The 18,874-nt window shown below is 70.1% G+C and carries 17 protein-coding genes; 11 read left to right on the top strand and 6 right to left on the bottom strand.

Annotated elements, in window-relative coordinates:
- Positions 1-28: 28 nt before the first annotated feature.
- Positions 29-2,776: a pyruvate dehydrogenase (acetyl-transferring), homodimeric type gene (gene aceE / locus OHA05_RS10980; protein WP_313946515.1), complete on the bottom strand. Its 2,748-nt coding sequence runs from the start codon at positions 2,774-2,776 to the stop codon at positions 29-31.
- A 484-nt stretch (positions 2,777-3,260) separates the two neighbouring features.
- On the opposite strand from aceE, the gene OHA05_RS10975 reads away from it, so the two are divergent.
- The 6 genes from OHA05_RS10975 (at position 3,261) to OHA05_RS10950 (ending at position 7,786) form a co-directional block, all read left to right on the top strand.
- Positions 3,261-3,698, top strand: a complete 438-nt coding sequence (locus tag OHA05_RS10975; RefSeq protein WP_313946516.1) for a DUF3052 domain-containing protein — start codon at positions 3,261-3,263, stop codon at positions 3,696-3,698.
- A 159-nt stretch (positions 3,699-3,857) separates the two neighbouring features.
- Positions 3,858-4,316, top strand: coding sequence for a peroxiredoxin (locus OHA05_RS10970; RefSeq protein WP_313946517.1), 459 nt, complete (start codon positions 3,858-3,860; stop codon positions 4,314-4,316).
- A gap of 153 nt (positions 4,317-4,469) precedes the next feature.
- Positions 4,470-5,045, top strand: coding sequence for a TerD family protein (locus OHA05_RS10965; protein WP_328860454.1), 576 nt, complete (start codon positions 4,470-4,472; stop codon positions 5,043-5,045).
- Between the two features lie 87 nt (positions 5,046-5,132).
- On the top strand, positions 5,133-5,708 hold the full coding sequence (locus OHA05_RS10960) for a TerD family protein (RefSeq protein WP_313946519.1): 576 nt from the start codon (positions 5,133-5,135) through the stop codon (positions 5,706-5,708).
- 95 nt (positions 5,709-5,803) lie between these two features.
- Positions 5,804-6,934, top strand: coding sequence for a DUF475 domain-containing protein (locus tag OHA05_RS10955; RefSeq protein WP_313946520.1), 1,131 nt, complete (start codon positions 5,804-5,806; stop codon positions 6,932-6,934).
- 114 nt (positions 6,935-7,048) lie between these two features.
- Positions 7,049-7,786 carry a TerD family protein gene (locus OHA05_RS10950; protein WP_328860453.1) on the top strand — a complete coding sequence of 246 codons (738 nt, stop codon included), beginning with the start codon at positions 7,049-7,051 and terminating at the stop codon, positions 7,784-7,786.
- A 160-nt stretch (positions 7,787-7,946) separates the two neighbouring features.
- Here OHA05_RS10950 and OHA05_RS10945 read toward each other — a convergent pair whose 3' ends face one another.
- Positions 7,947-8,723 (bottom strand): TerD family protein, encoded by a 777-nt coding sequence (locus tag OHA05_RS10945; RefSeq protein ID WP_327684437.1) that lies wholly within the window; start codon positions 8,721-8,723, stop codon positions 7,947-7,949.
- Between the two features lie 177 nt (positions 8,724-8,900).
- Between OHA05_RS10945 and OHA05_RS10940 the strand changes: the two genes are divergently transcribed.
- From OHA05_RS10940 to OHA05_RS10930, 3 genes are read left to right on the top strand one after another with little or no spacing between them, the layout of a single operon-like run.
- Positions 8,901-10,064, top strand: a complete 1,164-nt coding sequence (locus OHA05_RS10940) for an HpcH/HpaI aldolase/citrate lyase family protein (RefSeq protein WP_313946523.1) — start codon at positions 8,901-8,903, stop codon at positions 10,062-10,064.
- Entirely contained in the window at positions 10,065-12,602 is a 2,538-nt protein-coding gene (locus tag OHA05_RS10935) for a phosphoribosyltransferase (protein ID WP_328860452.1), read from the top strand.
- Positions 12,599-13,435 carry an HAD family hydrolase gene (locus OHA05_RS10930; protein ID WP_313946525.1) on the top strand — a complete coding sequence of 279 codons (837 nt, stop codon included), beginning with the start codon at positions 12,599-12,601 and terminating at the stop codon, positions 13,433-13,435. Before OHA05_RS10935 ends, OHA05_RS10930 begins: the two co-directional genes overlap by 4 nt.
- 51 nt (positions 13,436-13,486) lie before the next feature.
- Here the strand turns inward: OHA05_RS10930 and OHA05_RS10925 are convergent, their stop codons facing one another.
- Positions 13,487-14,122, bottom strand: coding sequence for a DedA family protein (locus OHA05_RS10925; RefSeq protein ID WP_313946526.1), 636 nt, complete (start codon positions 14,120-14,122; stop codon positions 13,487-13,489).
- A 110-nt stretch (positions 14,123-14,232) separates the two neighbouring features.
- Here OHA05_RS10925 and OHA05_RS10920 point away from each other — a divergent pair, with 110 nt between their 5' ends.
- Complete coding sequence (locus OHA05_RS10920) at positions 14,233-15,378, top strand: sensor histidine kinase (protein ID WP_313946527.1); 1,146 nt, start codon at positions 14,233-14,235, stop codon at positions 15,376-15,378.
- Positions 15,369-16,049: a response regulator transcription factor gene (locus tag OHA05_RS10915; RefSeq protein ID WP_328860451.1), complete on the top strand. Its 681-nt coding sequence runs from the start codon at positions 15,369-15,371 to the stop codon at positions 16,047-16,049. Before OHA05_RS10920 ends, OHA05_RS10915 begins: the two co-directional genes overlap by 10 nt.
- A 150-nt stretch (positions 16,050-16,199) precedes the next feature.
- Here OHA05_RS10915 and OHA05_RS10910 read toward each other — a convergent pair whose 3' ends face one another.
- The 3 genes from OHA05_RS10910 to OHA05_RS10900 form a co-directional block, all read right to left on the bottom strand.
- The gene (locus tag OHA05_RS10910; RefSeq protein ID WP_313946529.1) at positions 16,200-16,421 is read right to left on the bottom strand and encodes an FmdB family zinc ribbon protein; all 222 of its coding nucleotides are present in this window, start codon (positions 16,419-16,421) and stop codon (positions 16,200-16,202) included.
- A 9-nt stretch (positions 16,422-16,430) separates the two neighbouring features.
- A complete protein-coding gene (locus tag OHA05_RS10905) occupies positions 16,431-17,237 on the bottom strand; it encodes a DUF4383 domain-containing protein (RefSeq protein ID WP_328860450.1) in 807 nt (268 codons plus the stop codon).
- A 245-nt stretch (positions 17,238-17,482) separates the two neighbouring features.
- On the bottom strand, positions 17,483-18,862 hold the full coding sequence (locus OHA05_RS10900) for a hypothetical protein (protein WP_313946531.1): 1,380 nt from the start codon (positions 18,860-18,862) through the stop codon (positions 17,483-17,485).
- Positions 18,863-18,874: the final 12 nt, after the last annotated feature.

Raw genomic sequence — 18,874 nt, 5'->3', positions numbered from 1 at the left:
GCCCGGCCGCCCCGCACCCCTGCGACTGCTACGCGTCGCCGCCCGCGGGACCCGGGTCGGCGGCCGCGACATCCAGCAGCTGGTAGCGGTCCACGGCCTGCTTCAGCACCGAGCGGTCGACCTTGCCCTCACGGGCCAGCTCGGTGAGGACACCCAGCACGATCGACTCGGCGTCGATGTGGAAGAACCGGCGGGCCGCGCCACGGGTGTCGGCGAAGCCGAAGCCGTCGGCGCCCAGCGACTGGTAGGTGCCCGGCACCCAGCGCGAGATCTGGTCGGGGACGGAACGCATCCAGTCCGAGACGGCCACGAACGGCCCCTCGGAGCCCTGGAGTTTCTGCGTGACGTACGGGACGCGCTGCTCCTCCTCCGGGTGCAGGAGGTTGTGCCGCTCGACCTCGACGGCCTCGCGGCGCAGCTCGTTCCAGGACGTCGCCGACCAGACGTCCGCCTTGACGTCCCAGTCCTCCGCGAGAATCCGCTGTGCCTCGATCGCCCACGGCACGGCCACACCGGACGCCATGATCTGCGCCGGGATCCGGCCCTGCTCGGCGGTCTTGAAGCGGTGGATGCCCTTGAGGATGCCCTCGACGTCCACGTTCTCCGGCTCGGCCGGGTGCTGGATCGGCTCGTTGTAGACGGTGAGGTAGTAGAAGACGTCCTCGCCGTGCGGGTGCTCCTCGTCGGAGCCGTACATCCGCCGCAGACCGTCCCGCACGATGTGCGCGATCTCGAAGCCGAAGGCCGGGTCGTACGCGACACAGCCCGGGTTCGTCGAGGCCAGCAGCTGCGAGTGGCCGTCCGCGTGCTGGAGGCCCTCACCGGTCAGCGTCGTGCGCCCGGCGGTGGCGCCGAGGACGAAGCCGCGCGCCAGCTGGTCGGCCATCTGCCAGAACTGGTCGCCGGTGCGCTGGAAGCCGAACATCGAGTAGAAGACGTACACCGGGATCAGCGGCTCGCCGTGCGTGGCGTAGGCCGAGCCGGCCGCGATCAGCGATGCCGTACAGCCGGCCTCGGAGATGCCGTCGTGCAGCATCTGACCGGTCGGCGACTCCTTGTACGCGAGCAGCAGGTCGCGGTCCACCGCCTCGTACTGCTGACCCAGCGGGTTGTAGATCTTCGCGCTCGGGAAGAAGGAGTCCATACCGAAGGTGCGGTACTCGTCGGGCGCGATCAGCACGAACCGCTTGCCGATCTCCTTGTCCCGCATGAGGTCCTTGAGCAGCCGGACGAACGCCATGGTGGTGGCGATGGACTGCTGGCCGGAGCCCTTCTTCACAGCCGCGTACGTCTTGTCGCCCGGGAGCTCCAGCGGCTTCGACCGCACGACACGGGTCGGCACATAGCCGCCGAGACCCTGCCGCCGGTCGTGCATGTACTGGATCTCCTCCGAGTCACGGCCCGGGTGGTAGTACGGCGGTGCGCCGTTCTCCAGCTGGTCGTCCGTGATCGGGATGTGCAGGCGGTCGCGGAAGCCCTTGAGGTCGTCGACCGTCAGCTTCTTCATCTGGTGGGTCGCGTTGCGGCCCTCGAAGTTCGGGCCGAGCGTCCAGCCCTTGACGGTCTGGGCGAGGACCACGGTCGGCTGGCCCTTGTGCGCCTTGGCCGCCGAGAAGGCCGCGTAGACCTTCTTGTGGTCGTGACCGCCACGGCCCAGGTGCAGGATCTGGTCGTCGGTCATGTTCTCGACCATGGCGCGCAGCCGGTGGTCGTGACCGAAGAAGTGGTCGCGGATGTACGCGCCGGTCTCGGTGGCGTACGTCTGGAACTGGCCGTCCGGCGTGGTGTTCAGCTGGTTGACCAGCACACCGTCGCGGTCCTGGGCGAGCAGCGGGTCCCAGGAGCGGTCCCACACCAGCTTGATGACGTTCCAGCCGGCGCCGCGGAACTGCGACTCCAGCTCCTGGATGATCTTTCCGTTGCCGCGGACCGGGCCGTCGAGGCGCTGGAGGTTGCAGTTGACCACGAAGGTGAGGTTGTCGAGGCCCTCACGCGCGGCGATGGACAGCTGGCCGAGCGACTCGGGCTCGTCCATCTCGCCGTCGCCGAGGAACGCCCACACGTGCGAGTCGGAGGTGTCGGCGATGCCGCGCGCCTCCATGTAGCGGTTCATCCGGGCCTGGTAGATCGCGCCGAGGGGGCCGAGGCCCATCGACACGGTCGGGAACTCCCAGAAGTCCGGCATCAGCCGCGGGTGCGGGTAGCTGGACAGACCGTTGGGCGCCTTGGACTTCTCCTGGCGGAAGGCGTCGAGCTGCGCCTCGCTCAGCCGGTCGAGCATGAACGCGCGGGCGTAGATGCCGGGGGAGGCATGGCCCTGGAAGAAGATCTGGTCTCCGCCCTTGCCGTCGTCCTTGCCGCGGAAGAAGTGGTTGAAGCCCACGTCGTACAGGGAGGCCGAGGAGGCGAAGGTCGCGATGTGGCCACCGACCCCGATACCGGGGCGCTGGGCGCGGGAGACCATCACCGCGGCGTTCCAGCGGGTCGCGTTGAGGATCTTGCGCTCGATCTCCTCGTTGCCCGGGAAGAACGGCTCGTCCTTGGTGGCGATCGTGTTGACGTAGTCCGTGCTGCGCATCTCGGGCACGGCCACGCGCTTCTCGCGGGCCCGCTCGATCAGCCGGAGCATGAGGTAGCGGGCGCGCTCCCGGCCCCGCTCGTCGACGGCGGCGTCGAGGGAGTCCAGCCATTCCTGGGTCTCTTCGGGATCGAAGTCCGGGACCTGACTGGGAAGGCCGCCAATGATGATCGGGTTGCGATCTGATCCGGAAGCCACGCTATTCCTTCGCTGTTCGGTGAGTTCTGCCTCTACACAAGATGTCTGCGCGGTGTCGCACCGCCTCCATCGTGGACCGCGGGGCGGCATACGTCATCTCTACTGAGGGGTAACCCCAGCTCTGGCTGACATCCTGACCGGAGCTCGCCGCCGAACAGGCTCGGAACCCGTCCGGAGCCCCGTTCGGGCCCGGTCAAATCGCAACCTTACGCTCAAGGCGGCAAAGCGTTCCGTTTGGCTGTTCGGTTCCGAATGGCCCAGCGACTGGACGTATGGTGGCAAACATGGCGGAACGGGTGGGTGTCCGGTGCGGTCCCCGGCCGAGCGTGTCCGGGCTTGCGTCGAGACGGGCGCAAACGTCACCGTTTCGGCGGTCTGGACGGCCGGGTACTTGCGCGATCCGCCCCGCCCGTGTGGACTACGGCCAAAGCCACGCGTACGCGCGCGGCTGCAGCACTTACCGAACATGATCAGGAGGCAAGCCGTGAGCGCGACCGCGGACCACGCGGAGGAGCGGACCAACCCGGCCACCAGGCTGGGGTTCGAGCCCGGACAGGTGGTCCAGGAGATCGGCTACGACGACGACGTCGAGATGGAGCTCCGAGAAGCCATTGAGTCCGTGATCGGCCAGGAACTCGTGGACGAGGACTATGACGACGTCGCCGACGTCGTCATCCTCTGGTTCCGCGACGAGGACGGCGATCTGACGGACGCACTGGTGGACGCCATCGGGCTCATCGAGGAGGGCGGTGCCGTGTGGCTCATGACTCCCAAGACCGGCCGTGACGGCTACGTCGAGCCCAGCGACATCAACGAAGCCGCCCAGACCGCGGGTCTCTCCCAGACCAAGAGCATCAGTGCCGGCAAGGACTGGACCGGCAGCAGGCTGGTGACTCCCAAGGCGGCCAAGTCGAAGCGCTGAACCTCCAGCATCAGGCCCCGGCCCCCTCCGACCACGTCGGAGGGGGCCTTCTGCGTACCCGTGCCGTGAGCACGGGCTGATCCGCCGGGGATCACGGGACAGCCCTTAGGGTGAGTGGACCCGTCACCCGAACGGGCTCACCGAAGGGATCCACACGACATGGCGATCGAGGTCGGCACCAAGGCCCCGGAATTCGAGCTGAAGGACAACCACGGCCGCACCGTGACGCTCGCCGAATTCCGCGGCGAGAAGAACGTGGTGCTCCTCTTCTATCCGTTCGCCTTCACCGGGGTGTGCACCGGTGAGCTGTGCGCGCTGCGCGACGAACTGCCGTCGTTCGTCAACGACGACACCCAGCTGCTCGCGGTCTCCAACGACTCCATCCACACCCTGCGCGTCTTCGGTGAGCAGGAGGGGCTGGAGTACCCCCTGCTGTCGGACTTCTGGCCGCACGGCGAGGTCTCGCGCGCCTACGGCGTCTTCGACGAGGACAAGGGGTGCGCCGTGCGCGGCACCTTCATCATCGACAAGGAGGGTGTCGTCCGCTGGACCGTCGTGAACGGCCTGCCGGACGCCCGCGACCTGAACGAGTACGTCAAGGCGCTGCGAACCCTCTGACAAGGGCGGCCACACCCGGCCACACACCGATACACCCGTCGACCGACCGCGCGAAAGTCTGTTTTGCGCGGGAACCGGTCACTAGGATCCACTCGTTGATCCGACACCAACGCACGACGGGGGCGCTGCCCCTGATACCCAATGGAGGGACTCGTGGGAGTCAGCCTCAGCAAGGGCGGCAACGTCTCGCTGACCAAGGCCGCACCCAACCTGACGGCGGTCATCGTCGGTCTGGGCTGGGACGCTCGTACCACCACCGGTGGCGACTTCGACCTCGACGCCAGCGCCCTGCTGACCAACACCGAGGGCAAGGTCGCCAACGATTCGAACTTCGTCTTCTTCAACAATCTGAAGAGCCCGGACGGCTCCGTGGAGCACACCGGTGACAACCTCACCGGTGAGGGCGAGGGCGACGACGAGCAGATCAAGGTGAACCTGGCGGGCGTGCCCGCCGAGGTCGACAAGATCGTGTTCCCGGTCTCGATCTACGAGGCCGAGAGCCGTCAGCAGTCCTTCGGCCAGGTGCGCAACGCGTTCATCCGCGTGGTCAACCAGGCGGACAACACCGAGCTCGCCCGGTACGACCTGAGCGAGGACGCCTCGACGGAGACCGCGATGGTCTTCGGCGAGCTGTACCGCAACGGCGCGGAGTGGAAGTTCCGTGCCATCGGCCAGGGCTACGCCTCGGGCCTGCGCGGCATCGCGCAGGACTTCGGCGTCAACGTCTGAGCAGGCCGCATTCCGTCCGGCGCCGCACTGCGAAGTGCGGCGCCGGACGCGCCTTGCACCACATCGTCAGCTGGGGAGGACAGGATCATGGGCGTCACGCTCGCCAAGGGAGGCAATGTCTCCCTCTCCAAGGCCGCACCGAATCTCACGCAGGTGCTGGTGGGGCTCGGTTGGGACGCACGCTCCACCACGGGAGCCGACTTCGACCTCGATGCGAGCGCGCTGCTCTGCAACGGCGGACGCGTTCTGGGCGACGAGTACTTCATCTTCTACAACAACCTCACGAGCCCCGACGGCTCCGTGGAGCACACCGGTGACAACCTCACGGGTGAGGGCGAGGGCGACGACGAGTCGCTGCTGGTGAACCTCCCCCAGGTGCCGGCCAATGTCGACAAGATCATCTTCCCGGTCTCGATCCATGAGGCCGACAATCGTGGCCAGACGTTCGGCCAGGTCAGCAACGCCTTCATCCGGGTGGTCAACCAGGCCGACGGCCAGGAGCTGGCGCGCTACGACCTCAGCGAGGACGCCTCCACCGAAACCGCGATGATCTTCGGCGAGTTGTACCGGTACGGCGGCGAATGGAAGTTCAGGGCCGTTGGGCAGGGGTACGCGTCGGGTCTGCGGGGCATCGCTCTAGACTTCGGGGTCAACGTTTCGTAAAGCTGCGCACGGAGCAGGTAAAGCCTGTCCTTGGTGCGTGGGAGACCTCCCCCAAGGTTCGCCCGGGGGAACCCCCATTACACGATTGGGTACCAGTGGTTCTGAAAACCTTCGGCTGGTCGTTCGCGGTGACCGCGCTCGGCCTGGTCGCGGCGGTGCTCTACGGCGGGTGGACGGCCTTCGGTGTCGTAGCGATCCTGTCCGTCCTCGAGATCTCGCTGTCGTTCGACAACGCGGTGGTCAACGCCGGAATCCTGAAGAAGATGAGTGCCTTCTGGCAGAAGATCTTCCTCACCATCGGCATTCTCATCGCCGTCTTCGGCATGCGGCTCGTCTTCCCCGTCGTCATTGTCGCCGTCAGCGCCCAGCTCGGCCCCATCGAGGCGGTCGACCTCGCACTCAATGACAAGGACCAGTACCAGCAGCTGGTGACCGACGCACATCCGTCGATCGCCGCGTTCGGTGGCATGTTCCTGCTCATGATCTTCCTCGACTTCATCTTCGAGGACCGTGACATCAAGTGGCTCGGCTGGCTCGAGCGCCCGCTGGCCAAGCTCGGCAAGATCGACATGCTGTCGGTCTGCATCGCCCTGATCGTCCTGGCGATCAGCGCGGTGACCGTCGCGACCCACGCCCACCAGCACGGCGGCACCCACGTCGACAAGTCCTCGACGGTACTGCTCGCCGGCGTCGCCGGCCTCATCACCTACCTCATCGTCGGCGGACTCTCCGGCTTCTTCGAGGACAGGCTCGAAGAGGAGGAGGAGCGCGAACACGAGGAAGAGGAGAAGGCCAAGGCGAGCGGCAAGAAGCCGTCCGCCGTGGTCCTCGCGGGCAAGGCCGCGTTCTTCATGTTCCTCTACCTCGAGGTCCTGGACGCGTCGTTCTCCTTCGACGGCGTCATCGGCGCCTTCGCCATCACCAACGACATCGTGCTCATGGCACTGGGCCTCGGCATCGGCGCCATGTACGTCCGGTCGCTGACCGTCTACCTGGTCCGCCAGGGCACGCTCGACGACTACGTCTACCTGGAGCACGGCGCGCACTACGCGATCGGCGCGCTCGCCGCGATCCTGCTCATCACCATCCAGTACGAGATCAACGAGATCATCACCGGTCTCATCGGCGTCGTCCTGATCGGCGCCTCCTTCTGGTCCTCGGTGCGCCGCAACAAGGCGCTCGCTGCCCAGGAGGAAAAGGGCGAGCCGGTCGACGCCGGGGTGTGACCCGGCGGAGATTGAGGAACGCTCTCAACGGGGCGGCTTCGAGGCACCGGCCTCGGCGCCGCCCCGTTGCGTGTCACGCAGCGGGGGCACATCGATACGACTGGGGTGGGACGTATGGCCTTCTGGGACGGTCTGTGGCGGGGGAGGGCAGCGCAGTTCGACTCGGGCAGCGCCGCGTCCAACTCGATCGAGCTCACCAAGCGGCACCCGTCGGTGTCACTCACCAAGCAGGGCGCCGCGACCGGCAATCTGCGCGTCAACCTGTCCTGGCGGATGCGGACGTCCGACATCGAGGGCCGGTCCCGGCAGAGGGGGCGCCTGCTGCGTCACCCCTTCAAGCTCTTCCAGCCCGACGTGGTCCAGGCCCACACCCAGGGCGTGGTCAATGTGGACCTCGATCTCGGCTGCCTCTACGAGCTGGTGGACGGCAGCAAGGGTGTGGTGCAGCCGCTGGGCAGCTTCTTCGGCGCCATCAACGAGGCGCCCTACGTGAAGCTCAGCGGCGACGACCGGTTCGGCTCCCCCTCGGGTGAGACCGTCTACGTGAACCTCGACCATCGCGAGTCCATCAAGCGGCTGCTGTTCTTCGTCTACATCTACGACCAGACGCCCGCCTTCGACCGTACGCACGCCCATGTGACGCTCTACCCGAGCAACGGGCCGCGGGTCGAGATAGAGCTCGACGAGCGGGCGCCGCAGGCCCGCTCCTGCGCGGTGTTCTCCATGGAGAACATCAAGGGCGAGCTGATCGTGCGCCGCGAGGTGAAGTTCGTCTACGGCTTCCAGGCGGAGCTCGACCGGCTCTACGGCTGGGGACTCCAGTGGGGCCGCGGCTACAAGACGCGGGTGTAGGCCCCGTCCGCACAGGGCCTGCCCGCACCGGCCCCGTCCGCACAGGGCTCGTCCGCACCGGCCCCTCCGCGCAGGGCCTGTCCGCAGGGCTCGTCCGCACAGGTAAGGCCCGCCGAGCGCCGCCGGCCTCGCGTTCCGGGACGGTTCCGGGGCGTCCGCGTCAGGGACGGACGAACTGCGGCCCCATCGGAGGCAGCCGGAAGTTCGGATCCGGCGCGAAGGCGGCAGCGGGAGCCGGCTGCGGATAGCCGTACGCGGGCTGCGCCGGGCCCGACGACTGCTGCGGATAGCCGTAGGCGGGCTGGGCGCCCGCGGGCTGCGGGAATCCGTACGCGGGCGGGTGCGCCGGAGGCGCGGGATGGGCCGACGGGTCCGCGGCCGCCTCGGCCTCGTCCACCGAGATACCGAAATCGGTGGCCAGGCCGACGAGCCCGGTCGGGTAGCCCTGCCCCACCGCGCGGAATTTCCACCGTTCCCCGCGCCGGTACAGCTCACCGCAGATGATCGCGGTCTCCTCACCGGTCTCCGGCTTCACATCGAAGACGGCGAGCGGCTCACCGTCGGCCAGGGAGGCGTCGTAGAGCAGTATCCGCAGATCGCGTACATGCTGGAAGGAGTCGCCGTCGGAGGAGGCGGCGAGCACCACCTGGTCGACCGACGCGTCGAGCGAGGAGAGATCCGCCTCGACCGTGTCCGTCAAATGCTCGGCGACGCGCTTCTTCGGCAGCCGCCGCACCAGTCCCGAGGGATGGCGCGGCTGGTTGTAGAAGACGAAGTCCTCGTCGGAGCGCACACGGGCGTCCGGGCCGAGCAGCAGGGCCGAGGCGTCCACGTCGGGGACGCCGGCGCCGGGCGTCCAGCGGAGCACGGCCCGTACAGCCGTGGCATCGAGAGGGACGTTCGAGCCCTTCAGCATCGCGTGCGTCATGCCCGTCATCCTGCCCTCCCGTGGGCATCCCGGACAACGCGGGGCCCCTTGTCCTCCGGCGAGGACATGGGCATGGTGCAAGCGGGTTACCTGGAGTTCATGGTCTTGGGGAACTCTTGACACACATTCATACGTACTATTACCGGCCACGCCAGTTCGGCCGCCAGAGCAGTACGGGGGAAATAAATGCGTCATTTCGGGCACCTTCCGCCTGGCGTCCGCGACAGTCTGTTCCATCAGGAGCCGTGCGAATTCACCACCGCCGCTCCCGCTCGTACACTCGCGGCCGCGCTGGGCGCGACGCTCTACAGCCCCGCCACCCGTCCGAACCTCGCCGACGACGTGATCAAGCTGGCGGGCAACGGAGTGGTCTCCATGGTCCTCTGCCTGGAGGATTCCATCGACGACGCCGATGTGCCGGAGGCGGAGGAGAACCTGGTCCGGCAGTTCGCCGCCCTCGACGAGCGCGGCGCCGAGCTCCCGCTTCTGTTCATCCGGGTCCGGGAACCCGGTCAGATTCCCGATCTGGCACAGCGCCTCGGCTCCTCCGTCCGTCATCTGTCCGGATTCGTACTTCCCAAGTTCACGGATGAGCGTGGAGTGCCCTTCCTGGAGGCGCTCACCGACGCCGAGACGGCCACCGGACAGCGGCTCTTCGCGATGCCCGTCCTGGAATCCCCGGAACTTCTCCATCTGGAGACCCGCACCGAGACACTCGCCGGGATCGCCCGCACCGTCGACAAGTACCGCGAGCGCGTCCTCGCGCTCCGGCTCGGCGTCACCGACTTCTGCTCGGCTTACGGGCTGCGCCGCGCACCCGCCATGACCGCCTACGACGTGCAGATCGTCGCCGCCGTCATCGCCGACGTGGTGAACGTCCTCGGAAGGGCCGACGGCACCGGATTCACCGTGACCGGCCCTGTGTGGGAGTACTTCAGGCTCCAGGAGCGCATGTTCAAGCCGCAGCTGCGCCGCAGCCCCTTCATGGAGGGCCGGGCGGAGGAGCTGCGCACCGCGCTGATCGAGCACGACCTGGACGGACTGCTGCGCGAGATCGAGCTGGACCGGGCCAACGGCCTCCAGGGCAAGACCTGCATCCACCCCTCGCACGTCCTGCCCGTACACGCTCTGTCGGTCGTCAGTCACGAGGAGTTCAGCGATGCGCGGGACATCCTTCGCCCGGACCGGGAAGGAGGCGGAGTGATGCGCTCCGCGTATACGAACAAGATGAACGAAGTGAAGCCGCACCGGGCCTGGGCCGAGCGCACCCTGCTGCGCGCCGAGGTCTTCGGGGTCGCCCGGGAAGAGGTCGGCTTCGTGGAACTGCTCGCGGCCGGGCTCGCCGGCTGAATGACGAGGAAAGAGAACGTCGACGTGGTCTGGTCGGGAACGTGGGTCGCGGAGCGGCTGGGCGTCGGGCTCCGAGGAGACGAGCAGCTGCCCGCCCTGCTGGGACTGGCCCTGCGCCGCAATCCCAAGCGGGCACATCTGCTCGTGTCGAACGTGCTGGGCAAGCATGTGCCGCAGGCCCCCTCCGTCGTGTACGACGCGGGGCACGGCCTCGGTGAGCGGGTGCGCAAGCTCCTCGGCGACGAGGAGGCGGCCCGGGCGGTCGTCCTCGGCTACGCGGAGACGGCGACCGGCCTCGGTCACTCGGTGGCGGACGGGATCGCTCTCGCGCCGTATCTGCACTCCACGCGGCGACCGGTCGAGGGTGTGGAGCGCGCCGGAGGCTTCGAGGAGTCCCACTCCCACGCCACCTCGCACCTGCTGCTGCCGGAGGATCCGGACCTGCTGGCGGGCGAGGGCCCGCTGATCCTCGTGGACGACGAGTTCTCCACGGGCAACACCGTCCTCAACACCATTCGTGACCTGCACGAACGCTATCCGCGCGACCGCTATGTGATCGTGGCGCTGGTCGATATGCGCGCGGAGCAGGACCGGGCCCGGCTGGAGTCCTTCGCGACGGAGATCGGCGCTCGGGTCGACCTCGTGTCGCTGGCCTCGGGCACGGTGAGCCTGCCGGAGGGCGTGCTGGAGAAGGGGCAGGCCCTGGTCGCGCAGTACGAAGCCCGTACCGGTGAGGCGCCGAGGACTCCCGAGGGGCCGGCCGGCCGGGTGCGGCGCGTCGAGCTGGAGTGGCCGGAGGGCGTGCCCGACGGCGGACGGCACGGCTTCACCCCCGAGCACCGCGACCGGCTGGACGCCGAGGCGCCGGCGATGGCGCACCGCATCGCGCGGGCGCTCGACCTCCCGACGGCGACCGCGACCGGGGACGGCGCCGCGACCGGGGTCGGCGCCGCCGCGCGCCCGCGCCCCCGCGTTCTCGTTCTCGGGTTCGAGGAGCTCATGTACGCGCCCCTGCGCCTCGGCACCGCCCTGGAGCGGATCGCCGACGCCGAGGTGCGCTACTCCACCACCACCCGTTCACCCGTCCTCGCCGTCGACGACCCCGGCTACGCGATCCGCACCCGGCTCGTGTTCCCCGCCCACGACGACCCGGCCGACGGCCCCGGCGAGCGGTACGCCTACAACGTCGCCGGCGGCGGCTTCGACGCCGTCGTCGCGGTCGTGGACTCCGTCGCCGACACCCCCCGGCTGCACGCCCCCGACGGCCTGCTCGCACAGCTGGCCGCCCACACGCCGCACGTCGTGCTGGCCGTCGTGCCCTCGTACACCCCGCACACCCCGTACACCCCCGGAAGGGCGTCCATGCTGCCCGAGCCCCTGCGCGGACCCGCGTTCTCCTCCTACGCCGCCGACGAGGTCGGCTGGCTGCTCCAGGACCTCTCGGACGCCGAACTGGAGGCGCCGACCGAGGAGCGCGAGGAGGCCATCCAGAGCGGGGGCGCGCACTACGCCGAGTCGCTGCCGGTGGAGTACCAGCCGAGCGCCGAGTACCAGCAGCTCTTCAAGGCCGCGCTGGACACCTCCGCGGCCCGCATCGCCCGCGCCGTCGGCACCGTCACCGAGACCGTCCTCGCGGAGGTCCCCCTGCGCCGCGGCCGGCGCGGGACGGACCCCCACCCGCGACCGGTCCTGGTCTCGCTGGCCCGCGCCGGCACCCCCGTCGGGGTGCTGATGCGCCGCTGGGCCCAGCACCGGCACGGCATCGACCTGCCGCACTACGCCGTGTCCATCGTGCGGGGCCGCGGCATCGACGCCAACGCCCTGCGCTGGCTCCAGCAGCACCACGACCCCGCCGACGTCGTATTCGTCGACGGCTGGACCGGCAAGGGCGCGATCACCCGCGAACTGGCCGCCGCGGTCGCCGAGTTCGAGGGCTTCGACCCGGAGATCGCCGTGCTGGCCGACCCGGGCGGCTGCGTGCGCACCTACGGCACCCGCGAGGACTTCCTCATACCCTCCGCGTGCCTCAACTCCACGGTCTCCGGCCTGATATCGCGCACCGTCCTGCGCTCCGACCTGGTCGGCCCGGACGACTTCCACGGCGCGAAGTTCTACCGCGAACTCGCGGACGCCGACGTCTCGAACCACTTCCTCGACACCGTGGCCGCCCGCTTCGACGAGGTCGCCGTCGCGGTCGACGCCGAGGTCAAGGAGCTGCTGGCCGCCGACCGCGCCCCGACCTGGGAGGGCTGGGCCGCCGTCGAGCGCATCAGCGAGGAGTACGGCATCCACGATGTGAACCTGGTCAAGCCGGGCGTGGGCGAGACGACCCGGGTGCTGCTGCGGCGCGTCCCCTGGAAGATCCTCGCCAAGCGCGGCGCGGGCGCCGACCTGGACCATGTGCGGCTGCTGGCCGAGCACCGCGGCGTACCGGTCGAGGAGGTCGACGAACTCCCTTACACCTGCGTCGGGTTGATCCACCCCCAGTACACACGCGGCGCGACCGGCGCCGACGGCAGGGCGGTGACGACGCCGTGAGCACCGCGCCCACCCTCGTCGCCAGCGACCTCGACCGCACCCTCATCTACTCCAGCGCGGCGCTCCAGCTCACGATGCCCGACGCGGACGCCCCCCGGCTGCTCTGCGTCGAGGTGTACGGGGGCAAGCCCCTGTCGTACATCACCGAGACGGCCGCCGGGCTGCTGCCCGAACTCGCCGCGGCCGGCGTCTTCGTACCGACGACGACCCGCACCCGCGAGCAGTACGGCCGGATCCATCTCCCCGGCCCCACACCGCAGTTCGCCATCTGCGCCAACGGCGGGCACATCCTCGTCGACGGCGTCTCCGACCCCGACTGGCAGCGGCAGGTGGCCGCCCGCCTCGGCGACGAGTGCGCCTCGCTGGACGAGGTCCGCGCCCATCTCGTCGCCGCGGCCGACCCGGCCTGGCTGCTCAAGGAACGCGTCGCCGAGGATCTGTTCGCGTACCTCGTCGTCGAGCGCGCCCTGCTGCCCGACGGCTGGGTCAAGGAGCTCGCCGAATGGGCGGCGCCCCACGGCTGGGCCGTCTCCCTCCAGGGCCGCAAGATCTACGCCGTACCGCAGCCGCTCACCAAGAGCGCGGCGGTCCGTGAGGTCGCCCGGCGCACCGGCGCCGAGCAGATCCTCGCCGCCGGGGACTCCCTCCTCGACGCCGACCTGCTGCACGCCGCGGACCGCGGCTGGCGGCCCGGCCACGGCGAACTCGCCGACAGCGGCTGGCGCGCGGCGAACGTCGAGGTGCTGGAGGAGACGGGCATCGCGGCGGGCGAGGAGATCCTGCGGCGGCTGCTCGGCGCGATCGGCCCGGTGGCGTCGCTGCCGGCGGCCTGACCGGGGCGGGGCGGGGGAGGTGGTGTTCCGCCGCCCCCGCCGCCCGGTCGGTCAGCGGCGCCGTACCCCGGTGCCCCGCTTGCGCAGGCGTACGCCGATGAACGCCACCACCCCGAGCACCGCGGCCACCAGCACCACGGTCGAGTAGGTGGAGACATAACCGGTCACGTCCTGCCAGTTCTCGCCGAGCAGGTATCCGGCGAGGATGAAGACGGTGTTCCAGATCGCGCTGCCCAGCGTCGTCAGCCCGAGGAACAGCGGCAGCGACATCCGCTCCACACCCGCCGGCACCGAGATCAGCGACCGGAAGATCGGGATCATCCTCCCGAAGAACACCGCCTTCGCACCGTGCCGCGCGAACCACGCCTCCGTCCGCTCGATGTCGGCGACCTTCAGCAACGGCAGCTTCGCGGCGATGGCGACCGTACGGTCCCTGCCGAGCAGCGCGCCGACCCCGTACAGCGCGAGCGCACCGATCACCGAGCCCGCCGTCGTCCACACAAGGGCCGCGATCAGGTTCATCTGCCCGGTGCTCGCCGAGAAGCCCGCCAGCGGCAGGATCACCTCGCTGGGCAGCGGAGGGAAGAGGTTCTCCAGGGCGATGGCGATGCCCGCCCCCGGGGCGCCCAGGGTGTCCATCAGGCCGTTGACCCAGCCCGGAGCGCTGCTTTCGATCGCGGTTTCCATGCGGGCCACGCTAGGGAGCCGAAGCTGAAGAGAGACTGAAGGCCGCCGCACACCATCCTGCGGTTTTCCGCAGTGTGCGAGCTGTGCCGGACCGGCTAGCGTGACCGATCATGAGGGCGGTGGCGGTACGGGGAGCGTGGTACGCGGCGGGGCTGGCCCTCGGGGCCGCGACCGCCGTCGCCGAACTGCTCCTCGCCCTGCCGGCGGGCCTGTCCCTGCTGCTCGTCCTTGCCTGGCCGCGCGGCCGCCGCGCCGTGCTGCGGCGGCTCGGTGCGATCGCGGCGAGGATCGCGGACACCGAGCGGCGCCGGCTGAGCCGCTTCCTCGGAGTGCGCATCTCCGACACGTACGACGACGGGCGCGCCCTGCGCTACGTCGTGGCCCGCTGGCCGCTGGGGCTGCTCGGCGGTCTCGTGCTGTTCTGCATGGCGACCGGCACCCTCTACGTCGGATTCGGCCTGTTCGGCTGGTTCTTCAACGGCATCGAATACCCCTGGGCGGTCGTCGGCACCGGCCTGGCCGGGCTGTTCCTCGTGTTCCTCACCGTCCAGGCCGTCTTCGGCACCGCCCTGCTGGAAGGGCAGCTGGCCGGGCGTCTCCTCGGTCCCAGCCATCAGGACGAGTTGGAGCGGCGCATCACCCAACTCGCCACCAGCCGCGCCGAGATGATGGACGCCGTCCACGACGAACGCCGCCGCATCGAGCGCGACCTCCACGACGGCGTCCAGCAACGCCTCGTCGCCCTCGGCATGCTCATCGGCCGCGCCCGGCGCAGCCGCGACACCGAACGCGCCGGCCAACTCCTCCTCCAGGCCCACGAGGAGAGCCGCCGCGCCCTGGCCGAGCTGCGCGAGGTCGCCTGGCGCATCTACCCGACCGTGCTGGACGAGGCGGGACTGCGCGCCGCCCTGGAGACCGTCGCGGAACGCACCCCGCTGCCCGTGCACCTGGACTACACCGTTGACGAACCTCCCGGCCGCCAGGTGCAGACCGTCGCCTACTTCGTCGTCTCCGAAGCCGTCACCAACGTGGTCAAGCACTCCGGCGCCACCCGTATCACCGTCACCCTGCGACGTGAGCCCGGCGCACGGACGCTGTGCCTGCGCGTCGAGGACGACGGCTCGGGCGGCGCCGACCCGACGGGCGGAGGACTGCTCGGCCTCGCGGGCCGGGTCGCCGCGCTCGACGGCCGGTTCGCGGTGCACAGCCCGGCCGGAGGACCCACCGAGATCACCGCGGAGCTGCCGTGCGCGTAATCCTGGCCGAGGACTCGACCCTGCTGCGGGAGGGCCTCGTACGCCTGCTCGCGGAGGAAGGCCACGAGGTCCTCGCGGCGGTCGGCGACGCGGAACAACTGCTCGCGGCCGTCGAGGCGCACACGCCGGACGTGGTCGTCGCGGACGTCCGGATGCCTCCGACCCACACCGACGAGGGCCTGCGCGCCGCCTTGGAGATCCGCCGCCGGCGGCCGGAGGTGGGTGTTCTGGTGCTGTCGCAGTACGTGGAGAAGCGGTACGCGACCGAGCTGCTGACCCCGGACCCGGACGGCCCTCAGGGTGCGGGTCCGGGCGTCGGCCATCAGGGCGTCGGCTACCTCCTCAAGGACCGAGTGGTCCAAGTGGACGAGTTCCTGGACGCGTTGGAGCGGGTGGGGCGGGGGCGGGCGGCCTTCGACCCCGAGGTGGTCCGCCAGCTCCTGGCCCGCAGCAGCCGTACGGACCCGCTCTCGCGGCTGACGGCGAGGGAGCGTGACGTGCTGGGGGAGATGGCGCAGGGGCACACCAACGCGTCGATCGCCGCGCATCTCCATGTGTCGCAGAGCGCGGTGGAGAAACACATCAACGCGATCTTCGACAAGCTCGGCCTGACGGGCACGACGGGCTACTCACGTCGTGTGCTGGCGGTGCTGCGGTATCTGGGTTCGTGAGGTGCCGGCCGGTGCGTGTGGTGCCGGCGGGTGCGTGTGGTGGCGCTGGTGGTCGGGTGCGCGTGGTGGTGACGCCGGTGCGCCGGGTGCTGAGGGCGTGCGGGGCGCCCGCGGGGGTGTGGTCCGCGGGCGCGTCCGGGCGGGCGTCCGTCAGCCGCAGCAGCCGCCACCACAGCAGCCGCCGCCCCCGCCACCACCGCTGGGAGCGGGCGCGGGGGAGGACTTCGTACCGCCGACGGCGACGGTGGACAGCAGCTTCACGGTGTCCTCGTGGCCGGCCGGGCAGCTCGCCGGATCGGCGGAGCGGGCCATCGGCCGGCTGACCTCGAAGGTGTCGCCGCAGCTGCGGCAGCGGTATTCGTAACGGGGCATGGCCTCAGGCTACGCGGTCGGCCGCGGGCCGGGCGGGTCCCTCCGGGACTCGGAGGCTCCGGAAGCGGAGTCCCGCGTGCCGCCGTGCGTACCGGTGATGCCGTGCGTACCGGTGGTGCCTGGAGTACCGGTGGTGCCTGGAGTACCGGTGGCGCCCCGAGTACCGGTGGTGCCTGGAGTGTCGGTGGCGCCCGGTCCCTGCCGGGTGCCGGTGGTGAGGCCGGCCGGCTCCCGCTCCGACCCGGATCCCTGCACCGCCTTGGCCTCGGCCCGGCGGCTTGCGTGGAGCTCCCGCTCGGCCTCCTCGGGATGGCGGGCGCGCCAGTACGGGTTGTCGTGCGGCAACGTCGAACTGACCCTGCCGTACATCCCGAACGTCATCAGCATCAGCCCCACCACAAAGCTGAACAGCACGTTCTGGATCTCGAAGGCGAGCGGGTTGAAGTCGGTGTCCAGCAGGGCGAGATTGATGAAGCCGCTCGCGACGAAGAGGACGCCGAGGACCATGTTCAGCGTCGAGGCGACATTGCCGCCGATGACCATGCCGACGAGCAGCAGAACTCCCACACAGATGGAGAGGACGCTCAGCGCGCCGTTCGTGCTCAGACCGGCGACCTTGTCACCGTCGGTGTCGAAGAAACCGATCTTGTCGATCAGCCCGAGGATGCCGAAGGCGATCAGGATCAGCCCCATCAGTCCGGCACCGACGCGGTAGACGCGGCTGAGGCGGTGGTCGACGGGAAGGTGATCGTCGAACCGGAGGCGCTTGCCTCCGGCGGTGTTCCGGCTTCTGCCGTGCAGTACGTGAGCGGCCATGTCCGGCCTCCTTGGGGACGTACTCGTCCTTCCAGCATCCGCCTGCGACGGGACGGCTTCAACTCAGTGGGCCGGGGGGCGCCTGGGTGCGGCCGGGTGCGAGGGCGCCTGGGGCCGGTGAGTGGGGCCGGGTGCCGGCGGGGGCCCACTGGGCCGGTCGGGGGGCGGTACGGAAGGCGGGCGCGGCCCGGCGGGCACAGGGAACGCCTCGCGGCTTGGCGGCGGTACAGGGCCCGATCCGCCGGTCAGCCGCTGTGGGCGCCCCGGTCCTCCCTGATCTGGTCGACCACGCGGGCCGCCGTACGCCGTACGGCTTCCGTCTCCATCAGGAAGTGCCAGTAGTCGGGGTGACGCCCTTCGAGGCCGGTGACGGCCCGGTCCAGCCGGGCGACCGCGTCGTCCAGCGGGCGCGCGTGACGGGGATCGGGGGTGTTGCGTCCGGCCATCGCGAGCCGCTGGGCATCGCGGATGGCGAAGCGTGTGCGGTCGATCTCGTGCTGCGGGTCCTTGGACACGGCGTTCAGCCGCTGGAGCCGGTCACCGGCGGCCGAGACCGCCTCATCGGTGCTGTTCAGCAGCGCGCGGACCGTGCTGAGGAGGGCGGTCGCGTCCGGCCAGCGCTGCTCCTCGCGCGCCTTCGCCGCCTCGCGGAGCTTCTCCTCGGCCTGCCGCACGCTGTTCGCGGCCTGGTCGGGCACCGGCTGGAGGTCCTGCCAGCAGGCGGCGGCGAAACGGCGCCGCAGCTCGCTGAGGACAGGGTCGACGGTGCCGGCACGGTTGGTGAGGGCCTGGGCGCGCGTACGCAGCGACACCAGACGCTTGTCGATCTCCGCGGCGAGCTCGGGCAGCCGCTCGGCCTCGGCCCGTACGGCCTCGGCGTCGCGCATCACCCGGTCGGCCCGCTGGAGGGTCTCGGCGACGCCGTGGCGCCCGGCGCCCTGGTTGAGCATGGTCAGCTCGGGGGCGAGGGCGGCGAGGCGGGCGGCCAGATCCTCCGCTCGCAGACCGGAGCTGCGCACCGAATCGAGAGCATTGCTCGCAGAAAGGAGCGCCTGGCGCGCCCGCTCCACGGCGGGGGCGAGCCGGGCCAGCTGCGTCTCGGCCTTGTCGAGCAGCGGCCCGAGCCCCGCGGCGAACCGGTCGAGATCGCCCTTGACCCGTACGAGCTCGTCCTTCGCACGGTTCAGCTCACCGCGCGCCTGCGAGGCGACGGAGGGTTCGAGATCGTCCCGGTCGAGGTCATGGGCGTCGACGGCGGTGATGTAGAGCTGGCTCACCTCATCGATCCGCCGCCCGAGGGCGGCGAAGTCGTCCACCGTGCGACGGGCCCCGGGCGAGCTGTCCACGGCCGTGATCGTCTCGATGGAGATCCGCAGATCGCGCTGCGCGGTGTCCAGCTCGTAGAAAGCGGCGGCTGCGGCGTCCTTCGCGGCCTGCGCGTCGGCCCGCTGACTCTCCCCGCGCCCGCCGAACCAGCGCCGCGTACCCCCGCCGGCGAACGATCCCGACATCACACCCGACAACGCCACGGCCACCATCGGCACAGGCAGCAGCACCAGGGCGAGGACATCCCGGACGGCACTCGCTTTCGCTCTTTCGTGCGGCTGCGCGTGTGTCGCCGTCACATCCCTCTCCCG

Origin of the sequence: Streptomyces sp. NBC_00306, from assembly GCF_036169555.1 — a bacterium.
GTDB lineage: Bacteria > Actinomycetota > Actinomycetes > Streptomycetales > Streptomycetaceae > Streptomyces > Streptomyces achmelvichensis.
Note: the sequence above shows the minus strand (reverse complement) of the source record. Positions and strands in the feature narration are given on the sequence as shown.

Coding starts and splice junctions, on each gene's coding strand:
- OHA05_RS10950 (WP_328860453.1), top strand. CDS start 7,049: ATGGCCTTCTGGGACGGTCTGTGGCGGGGGAGGGCAGCGCAGTTCGAC.
- OHA05_RS10970 (WP_313946517.1), top strand. CDS start 3,858: ATGGCGATCGAGGTCGGCACCAAGGCCCCGGAATTCGAGCTGAAGGAC.
- OHA05_RS10945 (WP_327684437.1), bottom strand. CDS start 8,723: ATGACGGGCATGACGCACGCGATGCTGAAGGGCTCGAACGTCCCTCTC.
- OHA05_RS10940 (WP_313946523.1), top strand. CDS start 8,901: ATGCGTCATTTCGGGCACCTTCCGCCTGGCGTCCGCGACAGTCTGTTC.
- OHA05_RS10960 (WP_313946519.1), top strand. CDS start 5,133: ATGGGCGTCACGCTCGCCAAGGGAGGCAATGTCTCCCTCTCCAAGGCC.
- OHA05_RS10935 (WP_328860452.1), top strand. CDS start 10,065: ATGACGAGGAAAGAGAACGTCGACGTGGTCTGGTCGGGAACGTGGGTC.
- OHA05_RS10910 (WP_313946529.1), bottom strand. CDS start 16,421: ATGCCCCGTTACGAATACCGCTGCCGCAGCTGCGGCGACACCTTCGAG.
- OHA05_RS10905 (WP_328860450.1), bottom strand. CDS start 17,237: ATGGCCGCTCACGTACTGCACGGCAGAAGCCGGAACACCGCCGGAGGC.
- OHA05_RS10925 (WP_313946526.1), bottom strand. CDS start 14,122: ATGGAAACCGCGATCGAAAGCAGCGCTCCGGGCTGGGTCAACGGCCTG.
- OHA05_RS10920 (WP_313946527.1), top strand. CDS start 14,233: ATGAGGGCGGTGGCGGTACGGGGAGCGTGGTACGCGGCGGGGCTGGCC.